Source organism: Dyella sp. EPa41 (genome assembly GCF_016586165.1).
GTDB lineage: Bacteria > Pseudomonadota > Gammaproteobacteria > Xanthomonadales > Rhodanobacteraceae > Dyella.
Window position 1 is genome coordinate 17,527 of sequence record NZ_BCPR01000048.1, and the last position, 18,646, is coordinate 36,172.

General features: G+C 66.0%; 18 protein-coding genes. 6 read left to right on the top strand and 12 right to left on the bottom strand.

Features of this window, described 5'->3' with window-relative positions:
- Window positions 1-35 precede the first annotated feature (35 nt).
- The 4 genes from JMF82_RS14950 to tsaD form a co-directional block, all read right to left on the bottom strand.
- A complete protein-coding gene (locus JMF82_RS14950) occupies window positions 36-893 on the bottom strand; it encodes a DUF6159 family protein (RefSeq protein WP_201315360.1) in 858 nt (285 codons plus the stop codon).
- 136 nt (window positions 894-1,029) lie between these two features.
- Window positions 1,030-1,512, bottom strand: coding sequence for a 2-amino-4-hydroxy-6-hydroxymethyldihydropteridine diphosphokinase (folK, locus tag JMF82_RS14955; RefSeq protein WP_201315361.1), 483 nt, complete (start codon window positions 1,510-1,512; stop codon window positions 1,030-1,032).
- 2 nt (window positions 1,513-1,514) lie between these two features.
- On the bottom strand, window positions 1,515-1,874 hold the full coding sequence (gene folB, locus JMF82_RS14960; protein WP_201315362.1) for a dihydroneopterin aldolase: 360 nt from the start codon (window positions 1,872-1,874) through the stop codon (window positions 1,515-1,517).
- Window positions 1,875-1,991: 117 nt separating this feature from the next.
- Window positions 1,992-3,059: a tRNA (adenosine(37)-N6)-threonylcarbamoyltransferase complex transferase subunit TsaD gene (gene tsaD, locus JMF82_RS14965; RefSeq protein WP_236585493.1), complete on the bottom strand. Its 1,068-nt coding sequence runs from the start codon at window positions 3,057-3,059 to the stop codon at window positions 1,992-1,994.
- Window positions 3,060-3,128: 69 nt separating this feature from the next.
- Between tsaD and rpsU the strand changes: the two genes are divergently transcribed.
- From rpsU to JMF82_RS14980, 3 genes are all read left to right on the top strand, one after another.
- Window positions 3,129-3,344, top strand: coding sequence for a 30S ribosomal protein S21 (gene rpsU / locus JMF82_RS14970; RefSeq protein ID WP_038621768.1), 216 nt, complete (start codon window positions 3,129-3,131; stop codon window positions 3,342-3,344).
- Window positions 3,345-3,520: 176 nt separating this feature from the next.
- The gene (locus JMF82_RS14975; RefSeq protein ID WP_201315363.1) at window positions 3,521-3,967 is read left to right on the top strand and encodes a GatB/YqeY domain-containing protein; all 447 of its coding nucleotides are present in this window, start codon (window positions 3,521-3,523) and stop codon (window positions 3,965-3,967) included.
- 177 nt (window positions 3,968-4,144) lie between these two features.
- Complete coding sequence (locus tag JMF82_RS14980) at window positions 4,145-4,315, top strand: DUF1328 family protein (RefSeq protein ID WP_201315364.1); 171 nt, start codon at window positions 4,145-4,147, stop codon at window positions 4,313-4,315.
- A 6-nt stretch (window positions 4,316-4,321) separates the two neighbouring features.
- On the opposite strand, the gene JMF82_RS14985 is transcribed toward JMF82_RS14980, so the two are convergent.
- Window positions 4,322-5,014, bottom strand: a complete 693-nt coding sequence (locus tag JMF82_RS14985; protein WP_236585494.1) for an N-acetyltransferase — start codon at window positions 5,012-5,014, stop codon at window positions 4,322-4,324.
- A 102-nt stretch (window positions 5,015-5,116) separates the two neighbouring features.
- Between JMF82_RS14985 and dnaG the strand changes: the two genes are divergently transcribed.
- On the top strand, window positions 5,117-6,895 hold the full coding sequence (dnaG, locus tag JMF82_RS14990) for a DNA primase (protein WP_201315365.1): 1,779 nt from the start codon (window positions 5,117-5,119) through the stop codon (window positions 6,893-6,895).
- 191 nt (window positions 6,896-7,086) lie between these two features.
- On the top strand, window positions 7,087-7,713 hold the full coding sequence (locus JMF82_RS14995) for a DedA family protein (RefSeq protein ID WP_201315366.1): 627 nt from the start codon (window positions 7,087-7,089) through the stop codon (window positions 7,711-7,713).
- 73 nt (window positions 7,714-7,786) lie between these two features.
- Here JMF82_RS14995 and JMF82_RS15000 read toward each other — a convergent pair whose 3' ends face one another.
- The 7 genes from JMF82_RS15000 to JMF82_RS15030 all read right to left on the bottom strand — a co-directional run bounded on the left by JMF82_RS15000 (window position 7,787) and on the right by JMF82_RS15030 (window position 17,713).
- Window positions 7,787-9,436, bottom strand: a complete 1,650-nt coding sequence (locus JMF82_RS15000; RefSeq protein ID WP_201315367.1) for a Na/Pi cotransporter family protein — start codon at window positions 9,434-9,436, stop codon at window positions 7,787-7,789.
- Between the two features lie 327 nt (window positions 9,437-9,763).
- Window positions 9,764-12,427 carry a magnesium-translocating P-type ATPase gene (gene mgtA, locus JMF82_RS15005; protein WP_201315368.1) on the bottom strand — a complete coding sequence of 888 codons (2,664 nt, stop codon included), beginning with the start codon at window positions 12,425-12,427 and terminating at the stop codon, window positions 9,764-9,766.
- Window positions 12,428-12,594: 167 nt separating this feature from the next.
- A complete protein-coding gene (locus tag JMF82_RS15010; RefSeq protein WP_201315369.1) occupies window positions 12,595-12,831 on the bottom strand; it encodes a hypothetical protein in 237 nt (78 codons plus the stop codon).
- A 1,501-nt stretch (window positions 12,832-14,332) separates the two neighbouring features.
- Window positions 14,333-15,241 (bottom strand): heme o synthase, encoded by a 909-nt coding sequence (gene cyoE, locus JMF82_RS15015; RefSeq protein ID WP_201315370.1) that lies wholly within the window; start codon window positions 15,239-15,241, stop codon window positions 14,333-14,335.
- 2 nt (window positions 15,242-15,243) lie between these two features.
- On the bottom strand, window positions 15,244-16,407 hold the full coding sequence (locus tag JMF82_RS15020; protein WP_201315371.1) for a COX15/CtaA family protein: 1,164 nt from the start codon (window positions 16,405-16,407) through the stop codon (window positions 15,244-15,246).
- Window positions 16,407-16,976 carry a hypothetical protein gene (locus JMF82_RS15025; RefSeq protein WP_201315372.1) on the bottom strand — a complete coding sequence of 190 codons (570 nt, stop codon included), beginning with the start codon at window positions 16,974-16,976 and terminating at the stop codon, window positions 16,407-16,409. The genes JMF82_RS15020 and JMF82_RS15025 overlap by 1 nt, the downstream gene beginning before the upstream one ends.
- Window positions 16,973-17,713: an SURF1 family protein gene (locus JMF82_RS15030; RefSeq protein ID WP_201315373.1), complete on the bottom strand. Its 741-nt coding sequence runs from the start codon at window positions 17,711-17,713 to the stop codon at window positions 16,973-16,975. Before JMF82_RS15030 ends, JMF82_RS15025 begins: the two co-directional genes overlap by 4 nt.
- A 59-nt stretch (window positions 17,714-17,772) precedes the next feature.
- Here JMF82_RS15030 and JMF82_RS15035 point away from each other — a divergent pair, with 59 nt between their 5' ends.
- Complete coding sequence (locus JMF82_RS15035) at window positions 17,773-17,988, top strand: twin transmembrane helix small protein (RefSeq protein WP_038621797.1); 216 nt, start codon at window positions 17,773-17,775, stop codon at window positions 17,986-17,988.
- Window positions 17,989-18,646 lie beyond the last annotated feature (658 nt).

An 18,646-nucleotide genomic window follows, 5' to 3' on the forward strand; every position in this document is an offset into this window, starting at 1 on the left:
GGAGTTCTGTGAGGAGCGCACCGCGATGACGCGACTTACTTCTTCGGCTTGAACGCCTGTTCCAGCATGGCCTGGTCGAAGCCGTAGCCGACCTGGCCCTCTTCCGCGTAGCGATAGAGCGCTGCCGCGTAGATGCCCTGCAGCGATGCCTGGACAAGGCCCAGCAAGGTGATGCCGACCGCCACGATGACCACCGCCACGATGATCGCCGCGACCGACTGCGAGACGATCGCCGCCACGATGATGCCGGCCGATACCAGGATGGCCAGGAACATCAGCAGGCCGAACACCACGCCGAGGCCGGCATTGCCGATGATGTTCTCGCCCCAGGTACGCTTGAGCAGATCCACGCTGTGCCTGATCGCGTCGGTCGGACCCACGTCCTGGCTGGCCAGTACCGGCACTACCAGGAAGGTGGCCACCGTCCAGGCCAGGCCGAGGAAACCGGCCACCAGGCGACCGATCAGGCCCAGGCGCTCCTGCAGCGCGCGCAGCACCAGGCCCACGGTGGCCGCGATCAGCGCGTAGCCGAAGATGTTCACGATGCGCCCGCGCGCGATCGCAAAGCCGGCGGCGAAACTGGTCGGCTCGCCGCGCAGGCGCATCAGCGCCGCGCCGGCCAGCGCGGTGTTGAAGAAAATGATCACGAAGTACTGCACCAGATAGAACAGGAACAGCACGACGTAGCCGCCCGTGGACAACGCGCGTCCGTGGACCTCGCCCGCAGCTTCCGCGCCCGCAAAGGCCAGGATCATGGGAATGAGGAAACTGGCAGCCACCAGCAGGCAGCAAAGGCCTGACGCCAGCGGAAACATCAACAGCGACTTGTCCGAACGCAGCACCGCCGCGCTGGCCTTCATCAGCTCCCAGCTACGGGAGAACTTGCCTGCCATAACGACCTCCTTGTGATGGATGCGCGATTTCTAGCACCCGGAAGTCACCGGCAACAGTGCCCCACCGCTTTGCCGCTGTTGCCGGAACACGCTCCGCGCGCGATGAACACCCGGGCACACGTCGCGAATGGACGCGCTACAACGCCTCGATCACCAGCGGCTCGCTTTCCGCCGGAAACGCCGCCCACAGCTCCGCCATGGTCTTCCCGCTCACCGGGTGGCGAAATGCCGGCGCGATATCGGCGATCGGCTTGAGCACGAACGCATGGCGAAGCTCCTTGCGCGGGATGTCGAGGTGACCCTCGCCCTGCCGCACCATGTCGTCGTAAAGCACGATGTCCAGATCCAGCGTGCGATCGGAAAACCGCGGCACGTCGCGGCGGCGACCATGGCGATCTTCCAGGGCGTGCAGCCAGTCATTCAGCGCCTCGGGCGAAAGTTCGGTGTCGAACCCCACGGCAAGGTTGACGAAGTCGGCGCCATCGAAACCCACCGACTTGCTGCGATAGGCAGGCGACACCGCCAGCGCGCCGAAACGCTCGCGCAATTCGACCAGGGCGGCATTGAGGTAACGCGAGGGTTCGAGATTGGAGCCGAGGCTCAGGTAGACGCGGGCCATCGTTATTGCGGTCGAACGCCGCGCTCGATGCGCACGCCCACGGCTTTCGCGCCACGCACGGCGCCCGGCTTGGAAAGCTTCAGCCGCACCCACGCCACGCCGAATTCCTCGCGGATGATCGAGACGCAACGCTCCGCTAGCGTCTCCACCAGCCCGAAACTCGATGCGCCCACGTAATCGATGAGGCGCTTGGACACGTCCTTGTAGTTGAGCGTGTGCGCGATGTCGTCGCTGGCGGCGGGCACGGTGTTGTCGAACGCCATCTCGATGTCGAACGACAGGGTCTGGCGCACGCGCCGCTCCCAGTCGTAGATGCCGATCACGGCATCGATGCGCAGGTCTTCGATGAAAACGATATCCATGGGCGATAGGTTAGCGTTCTCCCTGTAGGAGCGCACCCGGTGCGCGAAAGCCCACGGAGTGGCAACGCCGTGACTCCGCGGTCGCGCACTGGGTGCGCGCCTACCGTGGAATGCAGGTCACATCGCCGGCGGCAGGCTTTCCAGGTCCCAGCGCGGGAACACCTGCACCGATTCGTCCTGGTGCTGCCCATGCGCGAGGCGGATGGCACCGGCCAACGCGATCATCGCGCCGTTGTCGGTGCAGAAGGCCAGGCGCGGGAAATACGCCTTGAACCCGTCCTTTTCGCCGGCAGCGGCCAGCTCGGCGCGCAGGCGTTTGTTGGCGCCCACGCCGCCGGCGATCACCAGGCGCTTGGCGCCGGCCGCCTGCAACGCCCGGCGGCACTTGATGATCATGGTGTCGACGATCGCCTCCTCGAACGCGCGGGCGATGTCGGCGCGGGTCTGCTCGCCCTGGTCCGACTGCTGCCAGGCCAGCAGCACCTGAGTCTTGAGCCCCGAGAAGCTGAAATCCAGGCCGGGACGATCGGTCATGGGCCGCGAGAAGCGGAATACGCCGGGACGGCCCTGTTCGGCCAGCCTGGCCAGCGCGGGACCACCGGGGTACGGCAGGCCCATCAGCTTGGCCGTCTTGTCGAAGGCCTCGCCGGCCGCATCATCCAGCGTGTCGCCCAGGATGCGGTACTCGCCGATGCCTTTCACTTCCACCAGCATCGAATGGCCGCCGGAAACCAGCAGGGCCACGAACGGCGGCTCCGGCGGGTCCTCCTCCAGCAGGGGCGCCAGCAGGTGGCCCTCCATGTGGTGCACGCCGATGGCCGGCACGCCCAGCGCCCAGGCCATGGCCCGGGCCGCCGAGGCCCCCACCAGCAGGGCACCGACGAGGCCGGGGCCAGCCGTGTAGGCGACCCCGCCGAGGTCAGCCGGGGTCAGGCCCGCCTGGGCCAGCGCCTCGCGCACCAGCGGCAGCAGCTTGCGCACGTGATCGCGGCTGGCCAGCTCGGGCACGACCCCGCCGTACTCGGCGTGGAGCTTGATCTGGCTGTAGAGGGCGTGTGAAAGCAGGCCCTCGCCAGGCGCCTCGGGATGCCAGCGCAGCAGCGCCACGCCGGTCTCGTCACAGGAGGTTTCGATGCCCAGCACCGGCTTGGTCAACTGGGTCTTTGAAAATGCTGTCGTTTCCACGTTATACTTCGCGGCTCACCGTATTCCTACGGCCCGTCAAGGCGGGTCAGTCTAACATTTGGAGTCTCCATGCCCAGCGTAAAAGTCCGCGAGAACGAGCCGTTCGAGCTTGCCCTGCGTCGCTTCAAGCGCACCTGCGAAAAGGCCGGCATCCTGGCCGAAACCCGCAAGCGCGAGTTCTACGAGAAGCCGACCCAGGAACGTAAGCGCAAGCGTGCAGCCGCGGTGAAGCGTCACCTGCGTCGTCTCTCGCGCGACACCTCGCGTCGTACGCGCCTGTACTGAGCCCTCCCGTCCGTCCCGCGGACGATCCGAGGCTCCCGGCGCTTCCTGCGCCGACCAGGTAGCTTGGCAGCTGGCGCGTCCATTCGCTGCCGCTGTCCATGGAGCGTGCTCCAGCACCTACACTAGCCGGCGTTGCCCAGGGCAGCGCCGGCTTTGTGTGTTTCCGAGGATAAATCATGAGTCTCAAGCAGCAGCTCACCGAAGACATGAAGACCGCCATGCGTGGCGGCGACAAGGACCGTCTGGGCGTCATCCGCCTGATCCTGGCCGCGGTCAAGCAACGCGAAGTGGATGAGCGCATCGAGCTGGACGACGTCCAGACGCTGGCCGTGCTGGAGAAGATGGTCAAGCAGCGCAAGGACTCGATCAGCCAGTACGAAGCCGCCAGCCGCCAGGACCTGGCCGACGTCGAACGCGCCGAAATGCGCGTGATCGAGGCCTATCTGCCGGCCAAGCTCGGCGACGAGGAAATCGATGCGCTGATCACCGCCGCCATCGCCGAGACGGGCGCCAGCTCGCCACGCGATATGGGCAAGGTCGTGGCCGTGGTGAAGGAAAAGGCCGCCGGCCGCGCCGACATGGGCGTGGTGTCCGGCCGCATCAAGGCTCGCCTCGCCGGCTGAACACGCCAGCTTCACAAAGCTGTCGCGCCGCCAAGGCGCGGCTGTCTCCCAGGTGAGCGGGCCACCCGCTCTCCACGACACCCGAAGGCTTTTGCTGCAAGCCTTTCACGGTCGGCTCCCTACAACCGGTGGTGACCCGTCGACGATGGGTCTCGTCCAACGACAAGGGAGCGACTCATGCTCAAGTGGGCCATTATTTTCGCCATCGTCTCGCTGGTGACAGGCTGGCTGGGTTTCGGTGCGGTTTCTGGTGTTACCGGCACCATCGCCAAGATCCTGTTTGCGATCTTCATCATCCTGTTCCTGCTGGCCTTGCTGGCGCTGACAGGCATCTTCCACGCCGTGTAGCGGCGCTCAGTCGAGTACGCGCTCCATGCGCCGGTGATCGGCCACCCGACCGCTTTCGTTCGCCAGATGCGATTTGCGTTCGACGGTGACCCGAAAACCGGCGCGCTCGTACAGCGCTTCCGCGCGCGGGTTGCTGGTCGCGACATCCAGGGTGACGCGTCGTCGACCCGCATCCCGCGCCCGTCCGACCAAATGGTCGATCAGCGCGCGCCCCATGCCTCGTCCGCGCAGCTCCGGCAGCACCGCCAGGTGCGCCAGGTAGTGCATGTCGCCGTCCGGCGGACGGATCACCGACTCCACCCGCAGTCCCCGGGCAATCACGCCCGCCCCGTGCCGCAGCCCGAAGTGACCGATGATCTGCCGTGCCGCTGCCAGGGTGAAGGGCCACTTCGTCTCGCTGCCGTAGCCTGCGCCAACGGCCACCACGCGATCGCCGATCACCCCCACCCAGTGATTGCGCCAGCCGAACTCGCCGGCGCCGTCGACAAAGCAGTGCCGCAGAAAGCCCTGTGCATCGCCGCCTTCGCGGGTCATGAAGACGTAGTCGAACGCATCCGGGCCCGAGCTGTAGATCAGCGGCACCGCCGCCTCGGCGTCCCCCGGCGTCGCCGGACGAAACTGCACCTGCAAGCCGGCCCCGGCCATGCCCGCCGCATCCCCCATGTCGCACCCCGAGCGAAACCCACGTGCGTGCAGCATAGGCCAGCCTTCGGGAGCCGCGCAGAGGCGTTGCCGGCCGCGGTGGGGGTCGCATCGGCCAGGCATGCCCGGAAGCGCAACACCCTCTAAACTAGCGGTCTTATGCGCGGACGTATTCCCGACAGCTTCATCGATGAACTGCTTGCCCGCGTCGACATCGTCGATGTGATCGAGCGGCGCGTGCCGTTGAAAAAGGCGGGCCGCGAATGGACCGCCTGCTGCCCGTTCCACAACGAGCGCTCGCCGTCGTTCTACGTGAGCCCGGCCAAGCAGTTCTTCCATTGCTTCGGCTGCGGCGCGCACGGCAGCGCGGTGAAGTTCCTGATGGACTATGAACGCCTGGAATTTCCCGACGCGGTGGAAGAGCTGGCGCAATCCGTCGGCCTCACCGTGCCGCGCGAAGGCGGCGACGATCGCGCGCAGCGCGAGGACAAGACCGATCTCTACGCCCTGCTCGACTCCGCCGCGCGCTGGTACGAAAACGAGCTGCCCAAGAGCGCCGAGGCCAAGGCGTACTGCAAGAAACGCGGGCTGGATGCGCAGATCATCCAGCGCTTCCGCATCGGCTGGGCGCCGGCCGGTTTCGACGGCGTGATCAAGGCGCTTGGCGGCAGCGACAAGCGCATGCACCTGCTCAACGAAGCCGGCATGGTGGCGAGCAACGAGCGTGGCAATCGCTACGATCGCTTCCGCGAACGCCTGATGTTTCCCATTCTCGATCGCCGCGGCCGCGTCATCGCCTTCGGCGGAAGAATCATTCCCAGCGCGCCTCCCGCGCGCGAAGATCAAGAAGCCCGCACGCCCCAGAAAGAGCCGGGTCCCAAGTACCTCAACTCGCCGGAAACACCGCTGTTCCACAAGGGGCGCGAGCTGTTCGCACTGTGGCAGGTGAAGCAGGCGAACCCGAGCCTCGCGCGCATCGTGGTGGTCGAGGGCTACATGGATGTCATCGCCATGCACCAGGCCGGCCTGCCCATCGCGGTGGCCACGCTGGGCACGGCGACCACGCCAGAACACACCGAGGTGCTGTTCCGCGCCGCGCCAGACGTGGTGTTCTGCTTCGACGGTGATCGCGCCGGCCGCGCCGCCGCGTGGAAGGCGCTGGAGTCGGCGTTGCCGCGGCTGCGCGACGGGCGGCAGGCGTACTTCCTCTTCCTGCCCGACGGCGAAGATCCGGACACGCTGATCCGCAAGGAAGGCAAGGACGGTTTCGAGAAGCGCCTGAAGGAAGCGACGCCGTTGTCGGCCTACTTTTTCGGCGAGCTCGCGCACGACGTCGATACCGCGAGCCTCGATGGCCGCGCGCGACTGGCCGAGCGCGCCCGCCCGCTGATCGCACGCCTGCCGGACGGGGCGTTCCGCGACCTGATGGCGCAGGAGCTGGAAAAGCGCACGGGCGCCCGCGCCGTGCTCGAGGCCGACCTGTCGGCGCGACGCACCGTGCAGCGGCCCATCGTGGTGCAGCGCTCGCTGGTGCGCAGCGCGATTGCATTGCTGCTGGCGCAGCCCGGGGTGTCCGAGCAGGTAGAGCGACCGTATGGCTTTCTGCGCCTGGACAAGCCGGGCGTGGAATTGCTGGCCGAATTGATCGATCTCGCCCGCTCCCGTCCCGGCATCAACCCCGCCATGCTGGTGGAACATTTTGCCGAACGCCCGGAATACCCGGCCCTGCAGAAGCTGATGGCCGCGATGGTGGTGGGCGAACCGGAAACGCAGCGCGCGGAGTTCTTCGACGCGCTCGCGCGCATGGAAGAGCAAGCCATCATCCAGCGGCGCGACTGGCTCACCGCCAAGAGCCGCGAGGGCGCGCTGGACAGTGCCGAGAAGGCCGAACTGCGCGAATTGTTGGCGGCGCGCGTGGCGCCAGTGAAGGTGCAGTGAGCCTTGCGCCGCCGCCCGGGCTGGCGCGACAAAACAGCGTTCTAACCCTTCAAACGGCAAGATAAGCGCCCCACCCCTCTCTCCCGGGAGGGGCCGGGGCGTCCGTGCAGTGCCGCAAGCGTGCTGACGCCCTCCTATGGGATCATCAAACCTTCTTGTAGGCATGGGTGCTTGCCCGGGCATGGATGTAGATGGATCTGCTTGAACGACTGGTGACGCTGTTCGCCGAAAACGGCTACCTCGCGGTCTTCATCGCGTTGTTGCTGTGCGGCGCAGGCGCGCCTTTGCCCGAAGACATCACCCTCGTGGCCGGCGGCGTGATCACCGGCCTGGGCTATGGCAGCGTGCACGTGATGTTCGGCGTGGGCATGGCGGGCGTGCTGGTCGGCGACGCGGGCATGTTCCTGCTGGGGCATCACTACGGCGCGCGGATCCTGCAGTGGCGGCTGGTGGCGCGCGTGCTCACGCCCGAGCGCTACGCCAAGGTGCAGGAGAAGTTCGAGCGCTATGGCAACCGGCTGATGTTCATCGCGCGATTCCTGCCTGGCATGCGCACGGCGGTCTTCATCACGGCAGGTTCCACCCACCGCGTGTCCTTCCTGCGTTTCTTCCTGCTCGACGGCGCCGCCGCGCTGATCAGCGTGCCGATCTGGGTCTACCTCGGTTACTTCGGCGCGAACAACCACGAATGGCTGGCCATGTGGATTCGCCGTGGACAGAACGGCCTGTGGTTGTTCGGCGGCGTGGTCGTGCTGACGGTACTGCTGCTCTGGTGGCGACACCGGCGCAGGGTCGCGTGCGAGTCGGGGACGCACTGACGTCGCCCCCCGGCAGGGCGATGCATGAAGGCCGCGACGCCCATGCCTCGCCCGCGGATGCAGCGCTTTCGAATCAGCTGGTCGCGGGCTCGCGCACCAGGCGGTCTTGCAGCATGCCCGCGCGCTCCAGCGGCAGGTAGGCCAACGCGGCCAGGTGGGAATGGATGCGTTTGAGATCGCGCAGGATGCGCAGATAGACGTCCCCGCCTCCGCCGCCGTCCCGCCGCTCGCGCAGCGACTTGATGTGCCGCTCCGACGCCTCGTTCTCCAGTCGCCACAGCGCTTCCTTGCGTGCCACGAGCTGCTGGGCCGCGCGCAGGTCGCCGCGCAGGAATACGGTGAGGCCCAGGCGCAGGCTTTCCATCACCAGCGTATGCATGGCGGCCAGGTCCTGGATGTCGTCGGCGGAAAAGTCCTGGCCGCTCGCCAGCTTCTTGGCGGCGAACTCCATCAGGTTGTTCGCGGTGATGTCGCCGATGTGCTCGATGTTGATGACGAAGGCCAGGATCTCCTGGCTGCGCTCGCCGTCCTCTTCGTTCAACGGCTGGCCACCCAGGTCCGCGAGATACTCGCGGATAGCCATGCCCAGCTTGTCGAGCGAGGGATCCATGCGGCTGATGGCGGAGGCGCGCGAACGATCGTCCTTGCCGAACACTTCAACCAGGCCCTTGAGCATGCTTTCGACCATGTCGGCCATGCGCATGGATTCGCGCACCGCATTCGCCAGCGCGACGTTGGCCGATTCCAGCGCGCCTTCATCCAGGTACTGCGGCACGCCGGGGTCGTTGGGCGTGGGCGGCTCTGGCAGCAGGCGCACGAGCAGGCGTGCCAGGCTTTCCACCGGCACGATGAAGATCAGCGCCAGCGCCAGGTTGAACGCGGTATGGAAGTTCACCACGATGCGCGCCGGCGACGCGCCGAGCGGCGCGAGCCAGTGCGCGATCAACGGCAGCAACGGCAGGCACACCACGCAGCCAAACGCGCGCACCATCAGGTTGCCCATCGGCAGGCGACGCGCGAACGGCGTATGCGCTTCCATCAGCGCGGGAACGGTGCTGCCCAGGTTGGCGCCAAGCACGAGCGCGAGCGCACCCGGCGCATCGACCACACCGGCCGTCGCCAGCGACACGATCAGCAGCACCACGGCCACGCTGGAATGACACGCCCAGGTCAACAGCGCCGACACCAGCATCGCGAGTACCGGCTCGCTCGCCAGGCTCTGCAGGATGGCGCGCAGCACCACGGCGTTCTCCACCGGCGCCATCGCACCGACCAACAGATGCAGGGCGAGCAGCATCAGGCCCAGGCCAATGGAAACGCGACCGAGGTTTTCATAGCCCACGTCGTCGGTACGGCGATGGACGGTGAAACCGATCAGGATCAGCACCGGCGCCACGATCGAGATGTCGAACGACATCACCTGCACGATCAGCGTCGTACCCACGTTGGCGCCAAGCATCACCGCCAGCCCCGGCGCGAGGCCGAGAAAGCCGCTGGCCGCGAACGAGGTCGCCATCAGGCCGGTGGCGGTGCTGCTCTGGAGCAGCGCCGTGACGCACACGCCGAAGCCCAGCGCGGCGGGACGATGGCCGAGGTAACGGCCCATCCAGCGGCGAAGCGCGCTGCCGTAGCCGCGCAGCACGCCGCTGGTGACCATGTGCGTGCCCCACAGCAGCAGGGCGACGTAGCCGGCGATATCGAGAAGAGCGAAGGTGCCTTTCATGGCGTGGCCTCCTTTTGGGACAAGCGCAATGCACGAAGCATCCACGCACTCCCTTGCGAGAGTCTTTGGATGGATTAGGTCGCCCGGACGGCGACCTGCGAAATTCTGCCGTGTTGCGAAGCTGGCCGACGAGGTGCCACCTGCCCGCCGTCATTCCGGCGCAGGCCGGAATCCAGTAGCGAAGCATGTGGTTTCGACGAAAAACCCATGCTTTCTAGCGTGGACTGGTGCGATAAACGCACCTTGTCTCTACTGGATTCCGGCCTGCGCCGGAATGGCGAGTTGGGTGAGCTGAGGCGGCCTCCTGGGTGGCCGTCGCAACTCGGCTTACAACCAGCGCCCGTAGCGCTTTATGTAGATCAGCTTGACCAGCTGCGTCAGCACGCAATACGTCAACACCGTCAACGCCAGCCAGCCGAAGTACACGCCCGGCAAGGCGACCATGCCCAGCTTGCTGCCCACCGGCGTGAACGGAATCAGCATGCCGATGATGATGATGGCCGTGGTCAGCGCCAGCACCGGCGCCGAGGCGATGCTCTGCACGAACGGGATGCGGCGCGTGCGGATCATGTGCACGATCAGCGTCTGCGTCAGCAGGCTCTCGATGAACCAGCCCGACTGGAAGAACGACTGGTGATCCATCGAATTGGCACCGAACACGTACCACAGCAGCAGGAACGTGGTGATGTCGAAGATCGAGCTGACCGGCCCGATCCACACCATGAAGCGGCCGATGTCGCTGGCGTCCCACTTGCGCGGCTTGCGCAGGTATTCGTCGTCCATGCGGTCGAACGGGATCGACAGCTGCGAAATGTCGTACAGCAGGTTCAGCACCAGGATCTGCAGCGGCAGCATCGGCAGGAACGGCAGGAACGCGCTCGCCACCAGCACCGAGAACATGTTGCCGAAGTTGGAGCTGGCAGTCATCTTGATGTACTTGATGATGTTGCCGAACGTGACGCGGCCTTCGAGCACGCCCTCTTCCAGCACCATCAGGTTCTTTTCGAGCAGGATGATGTCCGCTGATTCCTTCGCGATGTCGGTGGCCGTATCCACCGATATGCCCACGTCCGCCTCGCGCAGCGCCGGCGCATCGTTGATGCCGTCGCCGAGGAAGCCCACGGTGTGGCCCTGGCGCTGCAACGACTTCACCACGCGCGCCTTCTGCAGCGGCGACATCTTGGCGAACACGGTGGTGCGCTTCACCAGCGCGTCCAGCTCGTCGTCGCCCAGCGGCTCGATGTGCTTGCCCTGCGCGGAGTGCTCCACGTCCAGGCCGACCTCGCGGCAGATCTTGCGCGTCACCGCCTCGTTGTCGCCGGTGATCACCTTCACTTCGACGCCGTGATGATGCAGCGCCGCGATGGCGGTGGCCGCGCTGTCCTTCGGCGGATCGAGGAAGGCCAGGCAACCGATCGCGGTCAGGCCGCTCTCGTCGGCCACGCCGTAGGCACGGCCGGCCGGCGGCTGCTGCTTGATGGCAACCACCAGCACGCGCAGGCCGTCTTCGTTGAGGCCGCGCGTCATCGCCTTGATCTCGGCGCGCATCTCGTCGGTCATCGGCAGGATGTCCTCGCCCGACTTGGCCGACGAACAGATCGCCAGCATCTCCTCGACCGCGCCCTTGCACACCAGCAGGTCGTGGCCGTCGCCGTTGCCCAGCACGACGGACATGCGGCGGCGCTGGAAGTCGAACGGGATCTCGTCGACGATGCGGTAGTGCTGCGCGACCTCTTCCAGGTCGCGATGGGTCAGCACGGCCTTGTCCATCAGGTTCTTCAGGCCGGTCTGGAAGCGGCTGTTGAGATAGCCGTATTCCAGCGCTTCGTCCGACTCCTCGCCGTACAGGTCGAGGTGGCGCTCCAGCACGATCTTGTCCAGCGTGAGCGTGCCGGTCTTGTCGGTGCACAACACATCCATCGCGCCAAAGTTCTGGATCGCGTTGAGGCGCTTCACCACCACCTTGCGCTTGGACATCGCGATGGCGCCCTTGGCGAGGTTGGCCGTCACGATCAGCGGCAGCATCTCGGGCGTCAGGCCCACCGCCACCGACAACGCGAACAGGAACGCCTCCCAGAAGCTGCCCTTGTCGTACCAGTTAATGGCCAGGACGATGGGCACCATCACCAGCATGAAGCGGATCAGCAGCCAGCTGACGCTGTTCACGCCACGATCGAAACTGGTCTGCACGCGCTCGCCCACGATGGTGCGCGCCAGCGATCCCAGGTAGGTGCGCGAACCGGTGGCGACCACCACGGCGGTCGCACTGCCGCTCACCACGTTGGTGCCCATGTAGCAGACGGTCGGCAGGTCCAGCGGATTGTCGCCGTGCGAGCCGCCTTCGAGCTCGTCGTCGCGGTGGCTGTGCGCCGGCGCGGACTTCTCCACCGGCAACGATTCGCCGGTAAGGATGGCCTGGCTGATGAAGAGATCCTTCGCCGAGACCAGGCGCAGGTCCGCGGGCACCATGTCGCCCGCCGCCAGGTGCACGATGTCGCCCGCCACCAGTTCGCCCACCGGCACTTCGATGCGCTCGCTGTGGCCGTCGGACGCGCGGCGCGTCACTGTGGCGGTGTTGCGCACCATCGCCTTGAGCTTCTCGGCGGCGAGGGAGGAACGGTATTCCTGCGTGAAGCTCAGCACCACGCTGATGCCCACCATCACCGCGATGATGATCGGGCCGGTGAGGTCACTGCTGTCCGTCGCCAGCTGCACCACGGCCAGCACCAGCAGCACGATGATGAACGGGTTCTTGAACGCCGTCAGCAGCTGCACCGACCAGTGCGGCGGCTTTTCGTGCGACACCTCGTTGACGCCGTCGCGATCCAGGCGCTCGCCGATCTGCTCTTCGTTCAAGCCGGCCGCGCTGGTATCCAGCGCCGCATAGAGGGCTTCGTTGTGGCGAAACGCTTCCTGCGCCACGGCCACGCGCACCGGGGCGCTCGCGCCGGCCGCCTTGCCGGTGACGGTCTGGGTGGAGTGCTTCAACATGACTCGCTTCCGTGAAATCGGTGACATCTGGGCCGGACCAGCGAGCCGGGCGGGATCATCCCGCGCGTGACGCTTAGACCTGCGCTACGGACTTCGTCGCAATCGACACCACGGGACTGGCGGAGGCCAGCCCTTGCGGGGCATCGCCGGGCGCAACGAAGCGTTCATCAGAGACTGGATACCAGTTGCAGATGACGATGAGCTTGCGGAGCGGCATGGTCGCGGCGACGGGCCTGGTAGGCCTGCGGCGCCTCATGGGTCGGCTGCGATTCGAACGCGGCCGGCGCCTGGGTTTCGTCCAGGGGAGCGGGGACGGTGATCGTCCAGGAACGTGCGTCCGCACGACGGCCCGAGACCGCACGTACGACGGTACGCAGACGGAAGAAATCGCGAAGGAGCTTCATGGCCCTTTCTCCTCGTTAACGGCGCCAACGGCGCCATCAGAGGAGGGCCGGACTTCCCTAGTCGAGGAAAGCGCCAGCCGACCGCAGGCGGTCGCCGCAGCAGATCAGCTTGTTATGCAATGCCGGCACCCGATGCTCGCGGATGTCGACGTTGCGACTAGGGTAAACGTCCATATGCCTTGGGTTGATAGGACAGAGGCCACTGAGGGCGAAACCGCGCCCGGTGGCGCGCAAATTGTCTTGCTGCGATGCGGCAGTGTCAACCCTGCGACGAGGATTTTCGTGGCGAAAGTTGTTGCGTTTGGGTGATTGTCGGGAAGGTGGTGATGGCGTGACGCCCGGAACCAGAGACGACACGAAGCACAACTTGCCAACTGTATGAGCGCACCCTGTGCGCGACAGCCTTTCGCGCCGGTCCGCATGGTTCGCTCTTCCGGCAATGTCTGCGATTGCCATGTTTCGGCGACCTGGCTCGCCTGCGACCGAAGGGTGTCCCTGTGGGGCCGCGGGCTTCCGCCCTCCTGCCGGCGACGCGAAGCTAGTCCCCGTGGGAAGGCCGGGTCACTTTCTCTTGCTTGCCCAAGAGAAAGTAACCAAAGAGAACGGCACCCCGCGTGGCGCTGGCCGGGCTACGCCCAGCCAGTCCGTGAGGGGCGGCCGGGCTTTTCGACCGGGCTCCTGCCCGGACGAAAAGTGCCCGACATCCGTGTCGGGCACCCCTGCGGGGCCTCATCGTCCACCCCTCACCGCCCCACAGGGGTTGGGTGAAGGCTCGTGCCGCGGAGCGGCACATCGCAACAACAAAACTGCACGCCTTTGTAGGAGCGCACCCAGTGCGCGACCGCAGAGGTCATCGATGCGCCGCGGTCGCGCACTGGGTGCGCTCCTACAGGGTAGGGCTCCGCTCTTGATCTTCCCTCCCCTATGGCGCGAGCAGGCGGGAGGTGGAATCGCCCGAAGGGTGGCCGGCAGGACGCCGGCCAGGGGATCGTCAGGGCAGGATGCCCTGTCGATCCACCCCGCCTCCCGCCTGCGACCCCGCAGGGGCGCGACATCGGGGTGGCCTCTCTTTTGGTTACTTTTCTCTGGCCACGCAGAGAAAAGTGACCCGGCGGACGGCAGTCCGTCGGAAGCCCGCCGTCCCACGGGGACTCCCTTCGGTCGCAGGCGAGCCAGATCGCGGAAACACCGCACGTGAAAAAAAACCGGATACACCGGAACGCCAAACCATGCAGACCGGCGCGAAAGGCTGTCGCGCACAGGGTGCGCTCCTACAGGGCAGGAGAGAGGGCCCGCTCTTCGCTCTGGCTGTTGACCTTGGATTCCCCTATGCCTCGAACAGGCAGGAGGTCGAAGGCCCGTCCTCACACGGGGACTTTCTTCGGTCGCAGACAAGCCCCGTTGAGATCGCCAAAGCGGAGCCGAAAAAAGCACGAACCTATAGCGAGGCAAGATCGCCCCCCAGCCCTCTCCACGAAGGGGAAAGGAGGAAGAAGCAGGCTCAGGCTGAGCGCTCGAACACCACGCCCTGGTGCTGCACCAGCGGCTCCATCACCCAGTGATCGACGAGCAGGAACGCAAACAATGCCATCAGGTACACGATGGAATAGTTGAATACCTTCATCGCGAAGAACTCGTCCGGCGGATTCAACAGGCGAATCGCGTAATACAGGAACCCCACGCCCAGCACCGCCGCCCCACCGAGATACACCAGCCCGCTGTAACCCGTCAGTGCCGGCAGCAACGTCACCAGTACCAGCAGGATCGTGTAGAACAGCACGTGCCAGCGCGTGAACACCACGCCGTGCGTGACCGGCAGCATCGGCACCTGCGCGCGCGAGTAATCGTCGCGGCGGAAGATCGCCAGTGCCCAGAAATGCGGCGGCGTCCACACGAAGATGATCAGGCACAACTGCAGCGCGAACGGGTGCAGCGAACCGGTGACCGACGTCCACCCGAGCACCGGCGGAATCGCACCGGCGAGGCCGCCGATCACGATGTTCTGCGGCGTCGCTCGCTTGAGATACGCCGTGTAGATCACCGCATAACCGATCAGGCCGCCAAAGGTCAGCAAGGCGGTCAGCGGGTTCACCAGCACCACGAGGACGACCATCGACAGCGCGCCGAGCACCAGCGCGAAGGTGAGCACCTGGTGCGGCTTGAGATGACCGGTGGCCAGCGGGCGATGCGCAGTGCGCGCCATCACCTTGTCGATGCGCTGGTCGATCAGGTGGTTGAACGCGGCAGCCGAGCCCGAGGCCATCCAGATGCCCAGCGTGCCGAACACCAGCGCGCGCCATGGCGGTATGCCCGGCACCGCGAGGAACATGCCGATGACGGCGCAGAACACCAGCAGCGCGACGACGCGCGGCTTGGTCAGCTCCATGTATTCGTGGAAACGACTGCTCATCATCAATGCCCGAGGGAAAGGAACATCGCGTCGTCATGACGCTTCTGCGTGCGCGCCAGCGTCGCCAGCAAGGTAAACAGCAGCAGCGCCGCCACGCCATTGTGCAACGTGGCCACCGGCAACGGCAGGCCGAAATGCACGTTGCTGATGCCCAGCAACACCTGGGTGACCAGCACCACGGCGATGGCCAGGCCCAGCGAACGCAGGCCACGACGCGAAACGCGGTGCGACAGCCAGGCGAGGTAGCAGAACACCACCAGGGCACCGAAGCGGTGCGCGATCTGGATCGCGCTGCGCGCGGCCATGTCGAGCACGCCGCCTTCGTAGTTCACGCCGACGCCACGCCACAGCACGAAGCCCTCGCGGAAATCGGTGGGCGGCATCCATTGGCCGAGGCACTTGGGGAAATCGGTGCCGCAGGCGAGCGCTGCGTAGTTGGAGGACGTCCAGCCGCCCAGCGCGATCTGCGCGAGGAGCAACACGATGCCGAGCACCACGGCCTTGCGCAATCCGGCATAGGCATCGTCCTGCGCGCCCACGCCGGCCAACCGCAGTGCCGCATAGGCCAGCAGCGCGAACGTGGTGATGCCGCCCATCAGGTGTCCCATCACGACGATGGGCTTGAGCAGCAGTGTGACCGTCCACATGCCGAGCATGGCCTGGAACACCACCACCGACAGCGCCAGCACACTGATGCGCCATGCGCCCGGGCGATGCAACCTGATCGCGGCGACCAGCGGCAATCCAATCGCGATGATCGACAGCAGCAGCGACCAGTGATGTTCGCCGCGTATGTACATGCCCACGCCGATCGCCGCGCAGATCGCACCGACGATGACGGCATGGCGCGCCCAGCGGTCGCGCCAGCTGGCGATCAGCGCCAGGGCGAACACCAGCGTGCCCAGCGTGCCGGCAAGAAAACGGTGCACCTGTTCGCGCCACGCCTTGTGCGTTTCGTAGGGACGATCCGGAAACGCCTGGTTGGCCTGCGCGATCTCGTGTTGCTGTTCGGGCCAGGTGGCGCGGCCGTAGCACGTCGGCCAGTCGGGGCACGACAGGCCCGCGTTGGACAGACGCACGAACGCGCCGAACATCACGACGCCAAAGGCGAATACCGCGGCGAGCAGCGCAAGTCCGCGCAGCACTCGGGAAGAACGGGCGGTCATCAGCGAATCACCTTCTGCAGATCCTTGCGCAAACCGGAAGGATCGAAACCGGCGGGATACACCGACAGCGCGGTGCCATCGGACTCGACCAGCAACGCACTCACGCTGTCGGGCTCCGACGGACGGAACGCAGCGAGCCCATCCTTGCCGTCCTGCCCCACCTGCCAATAGTTGGCCATGCCGTTCGTCGCCGCATCTGCCGGAGGCGTACCGACGTACAACAGGCGAAGACGCGGCGCGTTGCGGTTGAGCGTAATGCGCGCAGCAGCGATCTTGGTCAGCGTATCCACGCAGCGCGACGCGCACCCGGGACCCGCCAGCGCCACCAGGGTCAACTGCGGTTCGCTCGCGCGCCACGCCCACGGCGTGCCGTCGGCCAGGGTGACCTGCAGCTGTTCGTTCGCAAAATTGCGCTGCGGCGTGATCGGCAGACCATTGGCCTTGCCGCCAGGCTGCCAGCCCACGGCGGTGAGCACACCGGCGGCAATGATCGGCGCCGCGAACACCAGCATGATCAACAGCAGTTTCAGACGGCTCGCGCGCATCGCACGCTGATCGGGTTGGTTCATGACCTGTCCAACGGTTTGGAGGGGCGGCGACGATGCAGCACCAGCAGGATCACGACCGCCGCCACGGCAAAGGTGAACCACTGGAAAGCATAGGCCCGATGCCGCGCGGGTGGCATCGAGGAAAAATCGATGGTGTGCTCGCGCACGTAGATCGACGCTGGATCCGCATCCAGCGCCAGCACCTGCGGATAGACCGCGGCGCCGAGATCGGCGGCGACCTGTGGCAGTTCGAGATACACCGTGGTCTTGGGCCAGTGCGTTTGGCGCGCGAGCGCGTTGCCACCCATCTCGAAGCCCACGCCAGGTGCCGGGACATACAAGCCCTGCAACGTCTGCCTGCCCGTGGGGAGCGGCGGCAGCTGCGGCGCCTGGTCGGTGCCGTTCCCGGGGATAAAGCCCAGATCGACCAACAGCAGCCGGTCGCCTTTCCGCGGACGGAAAGGCGCATAGACTTCCGCGCCGCCGCGCTGGTCGTGCCTGGGATTGTCCAGCAGGTACAGGCGATCGGGCAGGTATTCGCCGTCCACGTTGACGCGCACGAACGCGTCGATGGGGGGCTTTGCGGCCACCGTGGCAAAGTCGCGTGGCGCCGCGTTTTCCGCTGCGGCATACCGTCGCAGAATTGCTTCCTTTTCGTCCGCGCGATGCAGCTGCCACACGCCCAAGCGTATGAACAGCAAGGCACCTGCCACCGTCAGCAGCAAGGCGAACCACGAAGGACGGCGCAACCGCTTCACGCAGTGGCACCACGCACGACCGCTATACTGCGGATGTCAAAAACGTTCGGACCAATCACGTGGAAACCATCTACAAATATGCGCTGGTGATCCTGCTGCTGGTGGTGCTGTTCAACCTTGGTCAGGCCCTGTTTTTCATGATGACCGACAAGGACGGCAGCAAGCGCACGGTATGGGCGTTGACCCGCCGCATCGGCTTGTCCGTCCTGCTCATCCTGATGGTCGTACTCGGCATCTGGATGGGCTGGCTGCACCCGCACGGCGTGGGCCAGTAATTGTAGCGTCCCAACGTAGCCAGCGGCTCGCCGCGCAAATCGTTTCCCGAAGGCCCGCCAATGGCGGGCCTTCGTTTTGGGCGGATCCAGTGCACGACTGCCCTCCCTCGGCTTCGCCGCTCCGCCGGCTTTTCGCGCACTGGGTGCGCTCCTACAGGGAGTAGGTGACGTTGTCGCGAGCCCCCTCACCCCCGCCCTCTCCTCGCTCCTCAGAGCCGCAGCTATCCATGGCCGCTCCCCGCGTGCCCCGAGGGGAGAGGGGGGAAAGGGTGTGGCACCCCACGGGCTTCATTACGGCTCAGCGAAGTGGCTTTAAGTCCTCTTCGCGTCGGCGCGTGGCGGTATAGCGGCTCCGTTCGAGGTAGTAACGAGCGTATGCCAGCTGACCTCGGTCGTCCGACGCTTCTATCCCCCGTACTGCTATGAGCCTTGGCTCTCAAGGCCATTTTCTTTGGGTTACTTTTCTTTGATTCCGGGCGTTCCGCCCTCCGCCCTGCGGGCCGGCTTCGCCGTTCGCACGCAAACAGCGCGTGCGTGGGCCAGCAAAAGAAAAGTGACTCGGCGGTCCCACGGGACTAGCTTCGCGTCGTCCCACGGGGACTAGCTTCGCGTCGCCGGCAGAGCGTCGAAACGCCCGCTGCGTAAGCGGCATCCTAGT

Coding starts and splice junctions, on each gene's coding strand:
- JMF82_RS14950 (WP_201315360.1), bottom strand. CDS start 893: ATGGCAGGCAAGTTCTCCCGTAGCTGGGAGCTGATGAAGGCCAGCGCG.
- folK (WP_201315361.1), bottom strand. CDS start 1,512: ATGGCCCGCGTCTACCTGAGCCTCGGCTCCAATCTCGAACCCTCGCGT.
- folB (WP_201315362.1), bottom strand. CDS start 1,874: ATGGATATCGTTTTCATCGAAGACCTGCGCATCGATGCCGTGATCGGC.
- rpsU (WP_038621768.1), top strand. CDS start 3,129: ATGCCCAGCGTAAAAGTCCGCGAGAACGAGCCGTTCGAGCTTGCCCTG.
- JMF82_RS14975 (WP_201315363.1), top strand. CDS start 3,521: ATGAGTCTCAAGCAGCAGCTCACCGAAGACATGAAGACCGCCATGCGT.
- JMF82_RS14980 (WP_201315364.1), top strand. CDS start 4,145: ATGCTCAAGTGGGCCATTATTTTCGCCATCGTCTCGCTGGTGACAGGC.
- JMF82_RS14985 (WP_236585494.1), bottom strand. CDS start 5,014: ATGCTGCACGCACGTGGGTTTCGCTCGGGGTGCGACATGGGGGATGCG.
- dnaG (WP_201315365.1), top strand. CDS start 5,117: ATGCGCGGACGTATTCCCGACAGCTTCATCGATGAACTGCTTGCCCGC.
- JMF82_RS14995 (WP_201315366.1), top strand. CDS start 7,087: ATGGATCTGCTTGAACGACTGGTGACGCTGTTCGCCGAAAACGGCTAC.
- JMF82_RS15000 (WP_201315367.1), bottom strand. CDS start 9,436: ATGAAAGGCACCTTCGCTCTTCTCGATATCGCCGGCTACGTCGCCCTG.
- mgtA (WP_201315368.1), bottom strand. CDS start 12,427: ATGTTGAAGCACTCCACCCAGACCGTCACCGGCAAGGCGGCCGGCGCG.
- JMF82_RS15010 (WP_201315369.1), bottom strand. CDS start 12,831: ATGAAGCTCCTTCGCGATTTCTTCCGTCTGCGTACCGTCGTACGTGCG.
- cyoE (WP_201315370.1), bottom strand. CDS start 15,241: ATGAGCAGTCGTTTCCACGAATACATGGAGCTGACCAAGCCGCGCGTC.
- JMF82_RS15020 (WP_201315371.1), bottom strand. CDS start 16,407: ATGACCGCCCGTTCTTCCCGAGTGCTGCGCGGACTTGCGCTGCTCGCC.
- JMF82_RS15025 (WP_201315372.1), bottom strand. CDS start 16,976: ATGAACCAACCCGATCAGCGTGCGATGCGCGCGAGCCGTCTGAAACTG.